At 76.7% G+C, this 14924-nt stretch carries 7 protein-coding genes; all 7 read left to right on the top strand.

Annotated elements, in window-relative coordinates; translation table 11 throughout:
• Positions 1 to 14 precede the first annotated feature (14 nt).
• From Asi03nite_RS14750 to Asi03nite_RS14720, 7 genes are read left to right on the top strand one after another with little or no spacing between them, the layout of a single operon-like run.
• The gene (locus tag Asi03nite_RS14750) at positions 15 to 2288 is read left to right on the top strand and encodes a lantibiotic dehydratase (protein ID WP_203680189.1); all 2274 of its coding nucleotides are present in this window, start codon (positions 15 to 17) and stop codon (positions 2286 to 2288) included.
• A complete protein-coding gene (locus tag Asi03nite_RS14745) occupies positions 2281 to 3693 on the top strand; it encodes a hypothetical protein (protein WP_203680187.1) in 1413 nt (470 codons plus the stop codon). The genes Asi03nite_RS14750 and Asi03nite_RS14745 overlap by 8 nt, the downstream gene beginning before the upstream one ends.
• Positions 3690 to 5822, top strand: a complete 2133-nt coding sequence (locus tag Asi03nite_RS14740) for a lantibiotic dehydratase (protein WP_203680185.1) — start codon at positions 3690 to 3692, stop codon at positions 5820 to 5822. Before Asi03nite_RS14745 ends, Asi03nite_RS14740 begins: the two co-directional genes overlap by 4 nt.
• Positions 5819 to 8152, top strand: a complete 2334-nt coding sequence (locus Asi03nite_RS14735) for a hypothetical protein (RefSeq protein WP_203680183.1) — start codon at positions 5819 to 5821, stop codon at positions 8150 to 8152. Before Asi03nite_RS14740 ends, Asi03nite_RS14735 begins: the two co-directional genes overlap by 4 nt.
• Positions 8152 to 10203: a lantibiotic dehydratase family protein gene (locus Asi03nite_RS14730; RefSeq protein WP_203680181.1), complete on the top strand. Its 2052-nt coding sequence runs from the start codon at positions 8152 to 8154 to the stop codon at positions 10201 to 10203. Before Asi03nite_RS14735 ends, Asi03nite_RS14730 begins: the two co-directional genes overlap by 1 nt.
• Positions 10200 to 12626 carry a hypothetical protein gene (locus Asi03nite_RS14725; protein WP_203680179.1) on the top strand — a complete coding sequence of 809 codons (2427 nt, stop codon included), beginning with the start codon at positions 10200 to 10202 and terminating at the stop codon, positions 12624 to 12626. Before Asi03nite_RS14730 ends, Asi03nite_RS14725 begins: the two co-directional genes overlap by 4 nt.
• Positions 12623 to 14920, top strand: a complete 2298-nt coding sequence (locus Asi03nite_RS14720) for a lantibiotic dehydratase (RefSeq protein WP_203680177.1) — start codon at positions 12623 to 12625, stop codon at positions 14918 to 14920. The genes Asi03nite_RS14725 and Asi03nite_RS14720 overlap by 4 nt, the downstream gene beginning before the upstream one ends.
• The last annotated feature ends 4 nt before the right edge of the window (positions 14921 to 14924 follow it).

Raw genomic sequence — 14924 nt, 5'->3', positions numbered from 1 at the left:
CAGTCGTACCGCATGTGATCGTCCGTACCGCCGGGTTCCCGGTCGAGGAGCTGTGCCACCTGCGCTGCCCGGAAGCGCACGCCGCTGCGGAGCGGGTCCTGTCCGCCGAGCGGGAGCTGACCGACGTGCTGGCCACGCGGGGCTGGGACGCGGCGCGGATCGGCCGCCTGCGGGAACGCCTGGACCGCGGGTTGCCGGTGCGCGGCCGGGCCGGCGACGACACCGAGCGCGCCGGGCTGGAACTGGCCGAGGCGTACCGCTCGGCGCGGGCCCGGCTGGCCGCCGTGGCCGAGGCGGCGCAGGCACGCGCGCGGGACCATCTCGCCGGCTTCGCGGCCGACCCGCGCGTCCGCGAAGTGTTCGCGCTGACCAATCCCGGTCTGCTGCGGGACCTGCGCCGCGGGCTGCGAGGTGCGCGCCTGCACCACCAAGTCGCCTTGTACATGCAGCGGCTGTGCGCGAAGAACGAGACCACGAGCTTCTTCGGTCCGATCAACTACGGCGAGCTGGAAACCGGCACGAACCGCACCGGCACGAACCGCACCGGCCCGTGCGGCATCGAGGTGTGCTGGCCGGGACCGGCGTCGCTGCGTGCGCGCCGCGCACACCTGTCCACGTCGGTGGTCGACGCCACGGTCGGCGCGACCGCGTTCAGCGAGCCGGTACGGGCCTGGCTGGTGCTGCGCCGCCGCTCGGGGCTGCCGTCCCCGGCGCACCCGGACACGCTCGCGTACCGGCTGCTCGCCCGCGCCGACGGGCGTACGGCCCTGCGGGTGCACGCGGCAGCGCTCCGCACCGGCCTCGACGAGGTCGCGGCCGCCGCGCGGGAACTGGTCGGCCGAGGACTGGTGACCCACCAGTTCCAGCCGCCGGGAACCGTGCTCGATCCGCTCGCCTTCGTCGTCGGTCGGCTGGCGTTCGCGCCGGCGCCCGGAACGCGGGCGCTCATCGCGGCGCTCGGTGAACTCCGTGGGCTGCGCGACGGTTTCAGCGCCGCGGATGCCGACGGCAAGGCCAGCCGGCAGCGGGCCGTGACCGAGGTTGTCGCACGCCTGACCGGCGAGGCCCCGGACACGCCGGCGGCGCGCGCACAGTTCTACGGGGACCGCCTCGCGCTGCGCGAGGAGTGCGCGGGTGCGCTGCGCCTGGCGATCGGCGGCGCGGCGGCGGCGCGGCTGCTCGCCGACCTCGCGCCGGCGCTGGAGTTCCTGGCACGGCTGGGCATACGGCGGCGGGCGCTGGCGCGGGCCGCGCTGGCGCGCCGGCTGGGCGTGCGCCGTACGCCGCTGTGGCGCCTGGCCGCCGCGCTGGGCGAGGCCCGGTTGCCCGACACCGAACTCGACCGGCGACTGGCCTCGGCGATCGACCCGGCCGCCAGGGAGGTGGACTTGTCCACCGTGGAGCTGCGTGACCTGCTGCCGGTGGCCGGATCCACCGGCGTGGCCGGCTCGGTCGACGTGATGATCTGCGCCGCCAGCCTCGACGCGTGGCGCGCCGGTGACTACGTTCCGGTCCTCGCCGACGTCCACGACACCGCGCTGCTCACCGACTGGGCGCTGCAGTTTCACGACGACCGCGAACGGGTGCGTGCCGACCTGTACACCCACGTCGCCGCGGCCTGGAACGGCGTGCCGGTGGTCTGCGTGCTGGCCGGACGTCGCACCGGCATCCCGCCGCTGGAGCCGCCGGCCCCGATCGCCGAGCTGGGCGGTCTGCCCGGGCAGCCGAACCCGTGGCGCGTCGATGTCGACGACCTGGTGGTCGAGTCCGACGGCGAGCGGGCGCGGCTGGTGTGTGGCTCGCTGGGCGGCGAGGTCCAGCTGTACAACGGCGAGCTGGACACGCTGACACAGACCGCGTTCGGGGCTGTCCGGCTCGGTGCGCCGCGGATCCGGCTCGGCGAGCACACCCCGCGACTGCGGTACGGGCGCGCGGTCCTCCAGCGCCGCATGTGGACGGTGCCGGCGTCGGCGTTGGCGAGTCTGACCGCGGACGGCGGAGCGGACCGCACACTGCTGCGGGGCTGCCGGCTTTGGTACGAGTACGGGCTGCCTCCCGCGGTGTTCGTCAAGCTGCCGGCCGAGCGCAAGCCGATGTTCGCCGCCGTCGACGCCCCGTACCTGCTCGGTGCGCTGGCCCGGATCGCGGCGCGCCGCACCGGTGGCGCGACGGTCACCGAGGTGCTGCCGGCGCTGGACCAGCTCTGGCTGGCCGATCCGCCGGGACGCCGGTACACCGCCGAACTGCGCTGCGTGTTCGTACGGGCTGCCGAGGCCGGCGATGACTGACCGCGCCGATGTGTACGTCCTGCCGCACGCGGACCCGACCGTGTGCCTGGTCGCCGACGGCCGCCGGGTGCACGACCTGCACGTGTCGGCCGTCGAGCGGCTCGGCGACGCCGTACTACGCCGATGGCGAGACCACGACGCGGGGGAACCGGCCACACGGGCGGTGCTCGCCGCGGCCGCAAAGGTGCTCGCCGGGTTCGACCCGTCGGCGCGGGTGGCCGCGCTCGGCGCGGCCATCGCGCTCGGCGACCCGGGCGGCACCTGGCCGGTCCGGCTGTGGCTGGACGACCTGGAACTGGTCGACGGCACGACTGAGCGGCCCTCGGACATCCTGCGCGCGGCCGCCGGCGTGCCGTTCACCGACGAGGTGGCGACGGTGCTCGCGGCGGCAACCCGCGAGCGGCCAGTCCTCTGGATCGATCGTGATCAGCAGCTTCCGGCGCTCGCCGCGCTGGCGCACCGGCTGCGCACACCGGTGTCGCTGGCCGGTGGCTTCGCCGGTGCCCACTGGGCCGTGCTGCGGGGCTGGCTGCCGGCCGGCAGCGACCTGGTCGACGTCCCCGTGTACTGGCGGCTGCGGACCTGCGGCGGCGGTGAGGCGCGGTGGCTGACCCGGGCGGCCGGGCAGGCGTGGCTGGACTACGTGTCGGCCGACGAGGTGCGCGCGGCCGGGCCGGCATCGGGCTGTGTCGCCGCCATCCTGGGCGTCACGGCCGCGGACGCCACGGGCGTGATCACCGCCGAGGGCGAGCGGCTGGACTGGCCGGCGCTCACCGCGTTCGCCATCGCACTCGACCGGCGCGGTGGACGCCTGCTCGTCGAGCAGATGCTCGGCGCGCCTGGCGAGACGGCACAGTCCACGCTGGGAACCGCCGATCGGCTCGCCGACGCCGACCTACCGTGGCGGATCGCCGGATCCCGCCCGTTCCACCTGCCGGCGCAGCGGGACGGCGCCGCGCCCGGGTGGGCCGGGCGCCCGGTGACGGTACTGCCCGGCGACGCCGCACTGGCGCGCGGCCCGCGCTTCGCCCAGGCCGACCTCCGGGCGGTCCAGCCGGACGTCACGGCGCGGCTGCGCCGGCGCGGACGGCTGGCCCCGGCCCGGGTGGCCGGCGCGTACCTGCGACTGGCCCGCGACACACCGGCCGCTGACGGCCCGGCGCTCGCGCCGGGTGTCGTGGTGGTGACGATCGACGGCGAATGCTGGCTGGTGGACCTGGCCGCCGTACGGACGCTGCGGCTGGACCCGCGGATCGGCGCGCGGTTGGCGGCGTTGCCGCCCGGCGCGCCGATCACGAGCGCGTTCACCGGCAACACGCGGGTCGCCGCAGGCGTCACGGCGATGCTCGCCGGCACGGGCGTCCTCGCCGGCGTGCCGCACGCTGACCCGGGCGGGCACCGATGACCGGGTGGACGCTCGGTGGCTGGTTCGTCCTGCGCCACGCCGGCCTGCCGTTCGACTGGATCGAGCGGCTGGGTGCCGACGAGCACCTGCTGCGCGCCGCGGACGAGGTGCTCGACGCCGGCACGGCGACCGATGCGACGGCCCGGTACGAGCGCGCCTACGCCGAGGCGTACCGCGAGCTGGAACGCGAACTGCACCGGCTCGCCGCTGAACCGCTCGTGGAGGAGGCGGTCTTCGTCTCCGCGCCGGACATGTGGCGCAACGTCTGGCGGCGGTACGTCTCGGACACCGAGCCGGCGACGACCTCCGACGCGCGCCGTACCCACCGGAAGGTGTACACGTACCTGCAGCGGTTCTGCGCGAAGAACGAGACCACGAGCTTCTTCGGCCCGCTCGGGTACGGCGAGGTGGACGCCGCCGCCGACGGGCCGGGCGCACGGCTGTGCCGCGACGAGCCGACCCGGCGGCTGGTGTACTTCGCGCACTGGGCTGTGGTCGAGCTGGCCCGCGTGATGCGCCGGGACCGTGCGCTGCTCCCCGCGCTGCCGGTCGCCGTGGCCGAGCCCGAGCGCCTGTCCGGCGTCGCCGGCGGCGGGGCCACCGGGAAGCTCGCCGCCGACCTGTGCGACGGCGGGACGCCGACCGTGGGTGCGCTCGCCGCGCGCCACGGCGGTCTCGGAACGACGCTGCGCGCGCTGGCGCCGCTGCTGCACAGCGGGGTCGCCGAACTCGGCCCGCTGTACGCCGGCGGGCGCGCCGACGAGTTCGACCGGCTGCGCGCGGCGCTGGCCGAGCTGGATTCCGGTGAGGCCGCCGACCGCTGGGTGCGCCGGCTGGCCGATCTGGACCGGTTGCGCGAGGAGTACCGGACGACCGGCTTTCCCGATCGGGTGTCGGTGCTCGACCGGCTGGAGGCCCGGTTCACCGAGGTGACCGGCCAGCCGGCCCGGCGCGGCGGCGGAATCTACGCCGACCGGTACGTCGTCTACGAGGAGTGCCGGTCGCCGTTCCGGCTCACGATCGGCGGCGCGGCGGCTGCCCGGCTGACCGACGCCGTCCAGGCCGCGCTGACGTTCTCGGCCGCGTACGGCGACCTGGTCCAGCGGCGGCACCGGGCCTGGGTGCTCGAGCGGTGGCCGGCGGATCGCGCGACGATGCCGCTGCCCGAGTACGCCGAACGCCTCTGCGGCGACGGGGACTGGAGTACGCGCTTCGACGCGGGCGTCGAGGTTCCCCGGCCGCCGCCGGCGCCGCTGCCCGGCCCCCGGTACGCGCTGCCGGACATCTGCCTCGCCGCGCGTACCGTCGACGACCTCGCCGCGGGCCGCTTCGACGTCGTCGTCGCGCGGGTCCACCACCACCTGCTGCTGGACAGCTGGCTTGCCGTGGCACACCCGGACCCGGCCGAGTTCGCCCGGCCCGCGGCGACGTGGGTGCGCCGGCACGCCGAGCCGGCCGGGCTGCTCGGCGCCGCGGTGAGCCGGCGCAACAAGGGGTTCTACGTCTACCCCGGCGAGCAGGTCGCGCTGCGCCACCAGCGCGCGGTCGAGACCGCCGGCGCCGGGCCGCTGCGCCCCGCGTCGACGTTCACGGTGACCCGGGAGCCGGACGGGCCGCGGCTGCGCGACGCAGCCGGCCGAGAACGCCGGCTGTACCTGCCGCTCGCCGACCTCACCGGCTACCCGCCGCTGGCCGCGCTGTCCGCGCCGCCGGTCCTGCACGCCCGGTTCGGCCCGGCCGCAGGCGCCGGGGCCGGGGTCGGGGCCGTCGCGGAGGTACGCCTGGACGGCGCGGTGTACCAGCGACGCCGCTGGCATGTCGAGGCCCCCGGCGCCCGCGGGCTGACCCCCGCCGCCCGGTTCCTCGCCGTCCGGCGCCTGGTGCGCCAGTACGGTCTGCCGCGCTTCGTGTACGTCCGCAGCGATCGGGACCGAAAGCCGTACTTGCTCGACACCTGCTCGCCGCTGGCCGTCGAGCTGTTCGCGCACCGGTCACGCCCCGGCGAGCACGTCCAACTGGAACAGATGTCGCCGGGAGCGGACCAGCTCTGGCTGACCGACGCGGCCGGTCGCCGGTACACCTGCGAGCTGCGCATGCCGGCGTTCACCGAGGGGGGTGCCGGTCCGTGATGCGGTTGCTGGACAGGTTCGTCCTGCGGGGCGCGGGGTTCGAGTTCGACGACGCGCGGCTGCCGGGCACCGGCGCGGGGAGCCTCGCCGCGCGACTGGCCGCGCTGGACGTCGAGGCGGACTGCTTCGCCGCGCTCCTGGTCGCCGAGCTGGCCGGACTCGAGCCGGACCGCGCCGCGCGGCGTCCGGTGAAGCGGGCGGTGAGGCGGCGCGAACCGCTGCCGACGTCCACCCCGTACGGCCCGCTGTGGAGCGACCTGACGACGGCGTGGAACGCGCTGGCCGAGCAGCGGTCGGCGCTCCGGGCCCGGTACGCCGACGCGGTCGACGCGGAGATCGCCGCCGCCGACGCGCACCTGCGGTCCTGGTGCGCCCGTCCGGGGGTGGCCGAGGCGCTGTGGTCGTCGCATCCCGGACCGGCGGACCTGCTGCGCCGCTACGCGCAGCACGCTGTCTCCGGCGGCCAGCCCCGGCGGCTGGCGCTCCGCTACCTGCAGCGGTTCGCGACCAAGAACGAGACCGCGTCGTTCTTCGGCCCCTTCCAGTTCGGCGACGTGACCGCCGTCGCCGGTGCCCGAGCGCTGCTGGTGTTCGACCCGGAGTCACCGCGCCTGAGCGAGCGGGTCACGGCCCCGGCCCGGTTCGTCGTGGACGAGCTCGCCGATCTCGCCGCCGCCGAGCTGGGCGGCGACCCGACCGTACCGATGCGGCCGCATCCGCTGGCCCGGCTGCACGACGGCGTGCTGCGCATCGGTGACCGGCGGATCGCGTTACCCGCCGCGCTGGCCGGCGCGCTCGCGGACGGACCGGTCCGCCTGGCCGCGCTGCCGGAGGCGGTCCGCCCGGCCGCCGGGCGCCTGGTGAACGCCGGCATCCTGCGCGCCGACCTGCGCCCGCCCACCACGTCGCTGCGGCCGCTGGCCGAGCTGGCCGGGCGGCTGACGGGCCGGCCCGGGGCGGCGGGCGAGCGGTGGCGCGACCGGGTCGGGCAGGTGCGCGACGGCATCGCCGCGCTGCAGACCGAGCCCTGGCCGGCGCGGCGCGACACGATCGCGAAGCTGGGCGAGACCGTGAAGTCGTGGGGCGTACGCGTCGACGACCGGCCCACGGGCCTGTACGCCGACCGCAGCGTCGTGTACGACGAGTGCCGCGGCGGGCTGCGGGGACTCGCGCTGAACGCGGACGCGTTCGCGGCGCACATACCGGCGGTCGAGGTGGTGCTGCGGGTCCACGCCGCGCACGCCGCGGCGGTACGCGCGCGGACCCGGCTGTGGCTGGCTGCTGAGTGGACCCGGCTCGGCCTGCCGGACCGGGTGAACCTGGCGGACCTGCTGGCGGCGCTGGGCGAGCAGCCGGTCCCGGTGCTGGAGCCGGGCCCGGCCGGGCGGGCTCTGTGGGATCGGCTGGCCGCGCTGGCGCCCGCGGGCACGACCGAGGTGCGCCTGACCGCGGACGCGGTGTACCGGGCCTTCGCCGGCGTGCTGCCGGACGAGCCGTTCCTCTGCTCGCCGGACTTCTTGGTGCGGCGGCGGCCGGGCATGGCCGACGGTCTGGTGCTCGGCGAGGTCCACCACGGCTCGCAGGTCTGGTGCTGGCTCGCCGCCACGCTGGACCAGCACGAGCGCGACGCGATCCGGCAGCGGCTGACCGGCTGGGCCGACCTGCTGCGCGGCGACGCGCGGCTGGCGACCCTCGTCGAACCGCGGTTCACCGGCAAGACGTTCACCATCGAACTGCCGGGCCTGGCGATCGAGCGGATGGGCCGCTCGGCGCTGCCCGCGCACTTGGTCCGAGCGCTCCACGAGGTGACCGCCGACCGCACCACCATGCGGCTGAGCGACGCCCAGGGCCCGCTGGTGCTGGCGCCGTCCAGCCCGGTCGACCCGATCGTCAGCGCGTTCGGCGGGCTGGTGCTCTGGGGCCCGCGCAGCCCCGGGGCCGCGGCGCACCAGCCGCGCGTCCTGGTCGACGACCTGGTGTGGTGGCGGGAGAGCTGGCGGCTGTCCGCGGAGGATCTCGACGCGCTCGTTACCGCCCGTACCCCCGCCGAGGCGCTGTACGTGGTCGCCCGCCTGCGCGCGGACCTCGGCCTGCCCCGCTACGCCTACGTGCGGGTCAGCGGCGAGCCCAAGCCGGTGTTCGCCGACCTGACCTCGGCGGCGTACTGCGACATGCTGTCCCGGCTGGTGGCCAAGCACGCGCCGGGGGTCGGTGCGCCGCTGGCCGACGTGACCGAGACGCTGCCCGAGCCGGTCGAGCTGGCACTGTCCTGCGCGGAGCGACGGTACACCAGCGAGCTGCGTACCACGGTGCTGGTCGGTGGTGGCTGATGGGTCTGCGGCTGTTCCCCGAGGCGGTGCTGCGCAGCGCCGGCCTGCCGATGCGCCTGCTCGACGACATGGTCGACGACGCGACGGTGGCCGAGGTCGACCGCGACGGCGCGCGGGCCGCCGAGCGCGCGGTCGCGCACGCCGATGCCGCGCTCTCGGCGCTGTGCGCGACCGAGGCGTTCCAGCGCGCGGTCGCCCTGTCCCACCCGGACGTACTGCGCCACGCCGTCCTCTCGATCGCCGAGGGCGCCGGCCGGCGGCACCGCAAGCGGGCGCGGACGGCGACCGCGCTGGCGCAGCGGCTGACCACGAAGAACGACACCGCGAACGGGTACGGCCCGATGGACCGGGTCGCGCTGGGCGGCGAGCCCGACCTGGCGCAGCCGGTGGCGCGGGCCGACCGCGGCGCCGAGCAGGCCGGCTTCGTCAGCGCCTGGGTCGCCGAGCGGATCGCCGACGCGGTCGCCGCCGACCCCGAGCTGGCCGGCCGGCTGCCGGACCGGCTGGTGGCGGCCGTTGAGGTCACCGAGTACGGGCTGGCGGCCGGCGACCGGCGGATCCGGCTCACCGACGCCGAGCGCGGCGCGGTCGGTCAGCTGGCACGCGGGGACGTCGGGTGCGAGCCGGCCGCGCTGGATCGGCTTCGCCGGGCCGGGCTGGTCGTGCGGCGGCTGGACATCCGGCCGGCGACGGTGGACCCGCTCGGGCGCCTGGCCGACGACCTGCGCGCGGTGCCCGGCGGCCAACGGTGGGCCGGCGAGCTGGACGCGCTGCGGGCGCTCGCCCAGCGGGTCGCCGACGCGCCGTGGCGCGCCCAGCAGGCGTTCGTGGCCGAGCTGACCAGGCGGGTGACCGCGCTGACCGGGTCGCTGCCGGAGCGGGCACGCGGCCGGTTCTACACCGACCGCGACGTCCTGTACCAGGAGGGGCGCGGTGCGGCGGCGGCGTACGGTGTCGGCGGCCGGCTGTACGAGCGGCTCGTCGCCGGGCTGGAACCGGTCGCGCGGCTCGCCGCGTACTACGGCAGGGCGCAGCACCTCGACCACGGCGACGCGTTGCGCGCGGTCGTCGGCGACCGCGAGATCGGGATGGTCGAGCTGATGGCCCGGCTGGCCGCGGCGCCGGGGTGGCAGCACGGCGTGCCGGCGCGCCGTGCCGGTGTGCTCACCGCCCAGCTCGGCGAGCGCTGGTGCCGCACCGGCCGGCTCGACCGCGGGGAACTGGACGCCCTGCCGGGCGGCGCGGCGCTCGACGGCGTCACCGAGCCGGCGATCTTCTCGCCCGACGTGATGCTCGCCGACGGGCCCGAGCCCGGCCTCGTGATCGGCGAGGTCCACAGCGGACTGCACACGTTCGGCCTGTTCGAGTGCTTCTGGCCGGACAACGGGTCGGCGGCGTGGGCGGCGGGCCACACACGGCTGCCGGACCGGTGGGCGCAACTGGTCGCGCCACGCTCGCAGGGCAAGGCGTTCATCGCCGAGCTACCCGTACGGTCGATCGAGTTCCGGGCACGGGCGGTGCGTCCCGGCGCCGTCGGCCTCGGCGCTGTGCGGATCCGCTGGGACGGCCCGGTGCCCTGGCTGCTGCTGCCGGGCGGCGAGCGGCGCCTGCTCGTCCCCGGCGACCAGGACAACCCGCTGTGCCGCGCCCTCTCACCCGGACTGGCGCTGTTGCCCCGGCTCGGTGCCGGCGATCACACGCCGAGGCTGTCCGCAGGCGACGTCGTGGTGCAGCGCGAGCGCTGGCGGGTGAGCGTACCGGCGATCGAGCGGCGGGACCCCGCGGCGCAGTTCGCGCGCGTGCGGCGGTGGCGGCGCGCCATCGGCCTGCCCGAACGGGTCTTCGCCCGGCCGGCCGGTGCGCCCAAGCCGTTCTTCGTCGACTTCCGCAACCCCCTGCTGGTCGACCTGTTCCTGCACTGGGCACCGGCGGGAGCCGACGTCGAACTGACCGAGGCGCTGCCCGACCGCGGGCAGCTGTGGCTGCGGCGCGGCCCCGAGCGGTACACCGCCGAGCTGCGCATCTCCGCACTGTGGAGCGCGGACTCGTGACCGGCCTCGCGCACGGCGGCAACACCGCGGCGGCGCTGCGCTGGTCGGTGTACCCGGTGGCGCAGTTGCGGACGCCCGGCTTCGGCTGGACGGCGACTGTGCCCCGCCCGACGGGTGCCAGCGCCGAGGCCGAACGGCGTCTGGTGCGTGCCGAGGCGGCGGTCGCCGACGCGCAGGCGGCGTTCGTGGCGCGGGTCTTCCCGGCGGTACGCGACCGGTTTCCCGAGCTGGACCGGGCCGCGCGCAACGCCGCGGTCCGGTGCGGCCGCCGGGTCCGCAGGGCGCTGCTGATCGCCGACGGCCACGCCGCGCTGCTCGGCGACCTCGGCCACGCCGGCTGGGTGTCCGTCTGGTCGGCGGCCGTCGTCGATCGCGACGCCGCGGCGGACGGCCTGGCGCACGCCTTGGCCGAGGAGTCCGCTCACGTCCTCGACCAGGTTCGCGAGCGGGTCCGCGAGCCGCGCGTGGCGCGCGCGCTCAGCCAGTCCACACCCGGCTTCGCGGCCCGCCTGCACCGCGACGGCGGTGTGCTTCACCAGCCGGACCGCCTGCGCGGCAAGGACTTCGCCGACCTCGCCACGGCACACCGCTTCCTGCGCCGGATCGGTACGCGGTGCGAGACCGTGTCGTTCTTCGGACCGTCGCTGTTCGTGCGGTTCGACGACGCCGAGGCCGAGCCGCTGCGGGCCGGCGCACCGGCCGCTGAGCGGGTCGACGTGGACGCCGCCGCCTGGCTGGTCCGCGACCTGGCCGAGCGCGCCCGCCGCGGGTTGCCCGCCGACCGGCTGCCGGTCAGCCGGGATCCGCTGTGGCGCACGGACGGCGACCGGCTGGTCCGCGACCTCGACGGCCGTACCGTGCCGCTCAACCCGGCGCAGGTGGGGCTGTGGCGGCTGCTGGACGGCTGGCGTACGACCGGCGAACTCGCCCAGGCGAGCGGGTCGCCTGTCGCCGAGGTCCGCCGCGAGCTGGCCGGCATCCGGTCGGCCCTGCGGATGGGCGTGACCGTCCCGGCCACCGAGCGCCACGGCCTCGCCTGGCTGGTCGACGCGCTGGCGAGGCTGGCACCGGCCGGGGCGGCGGTGACCGCACCGGCCCGGCTGCGTGAGCACCTGGACCGGGTGGCGCGCACCGACTGGCCGGAGCGCGCCGAAGTGCTCGACCGGGCCGGGCGCGAGTTACGCGGTGAGGGCCTCGCGACCAGTCGCGGCGAGGGCGCCCAGTACGCCGACCGCGCGTTCTGGCACGAGGAGTGCGCCAGCCCGTACAGCGAGCGGACCGTGGCCGGCCGGCCGACGGTGGACGGCATCGGCCGCGTCCTGGCCGCGACCGTGCCGTTGCTGTACCTGATCGCGGTCCTGGAACGCGCGGACGCGCGGCTGGCAGTACGCCGGGCGCTCGGTGGGCAGGCCGTGAACCTGGCGGTGGCCGCCGGGCGCCCGGTGCCGGCCGCCACGCCCCGCGCCGACGCGCTGCGCGCCGCGCTGGCGGTGCTGGCGACCGAGCGGGCCCGCGCCGGGCGGGTGAGTCTCTCCTCGTCCGAGGTGGACCAGCTGTGCGCGCCGTACTGGGCAACGCTCACCGCCGACGAGAGGTACCCGGCGCACGCGCTGCCCGGCGTCGACCTGCTCGCCACCGGTACGCCGGGGGAGGGCGCCACCTGGGTGGTCGGGGAGGTTCACGACGACTCGACGTCGATCCTCGGCGGCTCGTCAAGTCGCGTGCACAGCGACGCCGCGACGCTCTACGACGCGTTCTGCCGGACGCTCAGCGCGAACCTGCCGGTGGCGTCACTGGCCTCGGTGGTGTCCCGGCGCCGGAGCATGCACATCACGCCTGAACCACCGGGTCTGAGCATCGAGCTGACCGGCGTGTCGGCGAAGCCGCCCGCGCAGGTCGTGCCGATCTCCGCGGTGGCCGTCGCGCCGGACGGCGCCGCGGTCACCGTCGACGGCACCCGGTACCACCTGTACCCGGGCGACCTGCGCAGCCCGCTGCACCGCGCGGTGTCGTTGCCCTGCCTCACCGGGCTCGACCTCCCGACACCGCCCGGCGATGGGTTCGTCGCGACGCCGCGGGTCCTCGTGGACGGCGTCGTGGTGCACCGCGCCGCCTGGTCCGGACGCGTCGACGCCGATCCCGGCACCCCCCTCGCGTGGTGGCGCCGCGTCCAGCGGCTACGGCGCGAGCACCGGCTGCCGGACCGGGTGTTCGTGCGCCACGAGAGGGAGCCGAAGCCCGTCTTCGTCGACCTGGACGATCCGGTGGCCGTACGGGACCTGGCCCGGTTCGGCGCCGGCCGGATCCGGGTCTCCGAGTGCCTGCCCGACGTCGACCAGCTGTGGTGGCGTCCGCACGGCGCCGCGCAGGCGGCCGAGTTGCGGCTGGCCTGCCTCATCTCACCCGATCGGGACCTGCCATGAGCCCGCGGTGGAGCGTCTTCGAACTCGGCGTGGTACGCGCTGCCGGGTTCGGGTTCGGCCTCGTCGAGGGTCTGGCCGCGCCGGCGCTGTACGACGCGACGGTCGAGCACGCCCGGATCACCGCGGAACTCGACGCCGCCGAGCGCGCGTACCTCGCCGCCACCCGGGTGCCGCGGCCGGCCGGCCCGGAGGACGTTCACCATACCGGCCGGTGCCTGCGCCGATTGCGCCAGCGCCAGCCGATCGGGCCCGACGCGCCGATGCCGCCGGATCTCGCCGATGCCGCGTTCGCCGAGCGGTGGAACGTCCTGTGCGCGCGCCTGCGGGACTCGGCCGGCCCGCTCGGCGACGCGTACGCCGAGGCGCTCGCGTCGGCGCGCGACCACCTGGACCGGAGCCTGCGCGACGACGTCGTGCGGGCGGCCCTCGTTCTGCTCACCCCGGAAATCCTCGACACCGCCGTCCGGATCCTGCTGCGGCGGCCGCCGACCGGTGCGGCGCCCAACCAGCGGGAGCGCAAGATGGCCGCGTTCCTGCAGCGGCTGGCCGCCAAGTGCGAGACCAACGGCGTGGCCGGCCCGATCGGGTATGCGCGCCTCGGCGCCGGCACGGTACCGCTGCCGGAGCGGGCGGCCCATCGCGGGTTCCTGGCGTACTGGGCGGCCCGCGAACTGGCCGGCATCTGGCTGGACGGCGCCGACCTCGGCGGCCGGTCCCGCCGGCCTGGCTCGCGTGCCCCGACGCTGCCCGCGCGGTCCCCGGCCGCGCGGTACGTGCGTGCCGTGGCGGCCGGGCGGCTCGACCCCCGCCCGGAGCGGCTGCGTGAGCTGCACCGGCGCGACCTGCTCTGGGTCGGCGGCTTCGCCGTGCCGGCGGGGGAGCCGGACGCGCTGGCCGCGCTCGGCGCGGTGGCGGCCGGGCTGCCCGACGCGGCCGCCGGTGCGCTGGTGCGCCGGCTCGCCGACGCCGCCGCGGCGTTCGCGGCCGGTGACGCGACGACCAAGCTGGACGTGTCCGCGCGGGTCGGCCGGTTGCTCGGCGAGCGGGGCGTCGACGCGTCGCGCCGGGGCGCCGGGGCGCTCTACGCCGACCGCGTCCCGCTGTACCAGGAGACGTACGACCCGCGGCTGGCGTTGTGCCTGGACGCGCCGGCGCGCGACCGGCTGGCCGCCCGGCTGGCGCCGGTGCTCGACGTCGCCGCCGCGGCCGGGGTACAGGCGTGGTGCGCGGCCCGCGACCGGTTCACCGAGGCGTGGCGGGCGGCGTTCGGCGCCGCCGCCCGGCGTTCGCTGACCGACGTGTTGTCGGCGCTGGAGATCCAGCGGGAGCAACCGGTCACCGGCACCCCGGTCGCGGGGGAGCTCGCCGCGCTGGTCGCGGACCGGTGGGACGGTGTGAGCCGGACAGTCCTGCTGCCCCCGGCGGACGTCTCGCGCCTCGCGTCTCCGGTGGGTCCGGCACCCCCGGTGTTGCTGTCACCGGACCTGCACTTCGACACCACCGACCCGGAACGGGTACGGCGCGCGGACGCGCCGATCATCGTGGGCGAACTGCACTGGGGCCTGCAGGGGCTGACGAACCTGTGCAGCCTGCTGCCGAACCGGGACACGCTGTCCGGCGCCACGCGCCGGTGGCTCGGCGCCACCGTGCCGGAGCTGGTGCACGTGGCCACGTCACAGAGGTTCGGCAAGCTCTGCTACCTGGAGCTGTTGCCGCACACGCTGGAGCTGAGCGGGCCGGCGACCTCGGCCGACCGGGCGCTGCGCACCGACCAGCTGGACGTTCTCGACGACGGGTCGGTCGTGGTGCGTGACAGCGGAGCACGGATCGCCCTGCTGCTCGGTGATCCTCAGGGCCGGCTGCAGTCTCCGCTGGGCGTACCGAGCGCGGCCTGGCCTACGGTGGATCTGGGCCCGTTCACCCCGCGCGTCGTGGTCGGCGACGTGATCGTGCAGCGTGCGACCTGGCGGTTGCCGGCCGGGGCGCTGGCCGCCGACGCCTCGCCGGGCCTGCCGCGATACTCCGCCGCGGTGCGCGCGATGCTCGGCCGGGGGGTACCGCGCCGCTGCTTCGCGGGGACTGCGGGGGAGCGCAAGCCGTTCTACCTCGACCTGGCCAGTCCACACCTGGTGGATCTGCTCCTTGCGGAGGCGAAGGGCGGGCCGGTGCGGCTGACCGAGATGCTGCCCGGTCCGGGACGGCTGTGGCAGGACGCCGGCGCCGATCGGCGGGTGTGTGAGGTGAGGCTCGCGGTGCGGCGGTCGACCGGACCAGAACCGGGCCGACGAGGGTGAGGGG

The sequence above is a fragment of the Actinoplanes siamensis genome (assembly GCF_016862395.1).
Lineage (GTDB): Bacteria > Actinomycetota > Actinomycetes > Mycobacteriales > Micromonosporaceae > Actinoplanes > Actinoplanes siamensis.
This window is presented reverse-complemented; position numbering and strand designations above follow the sequence as displayed.

Excerpts from the sequence above, each read along its gene's own strand:
- Asi03nite_RS14745 (WP_203680187.1), top strand. The coding sequence starts at position 2,281 with ATGACTGACCGCGCCGATGTGTACGTCCTGCCGCACGCGGACCCGACC.
- Asi03nite_RS14740 (WP_203680185.1), top strand. The coding sequence starts at position 3,690 with ATGACCGGGTGGACGCTCGGTGGCTGGTTCGTCCTGCGCCACGCCGGC.
- Asi03nite_RS14730 (WP_203680181.1), top strand. The coding sequence starts at position 8,152 with ATGGGTCTGCGGCTGTTCCCCGAGGCGGTGCTGCGCAGCGCCGGCCTG.
- Asi03nite_RS14720 (WP_203680177.1), top strand. The coding sequence starts at position 12,623 with ATGAGCCCGCGGTGGAGCGTCTTCGAACTCGGCGTGGTACGCGCTGCC.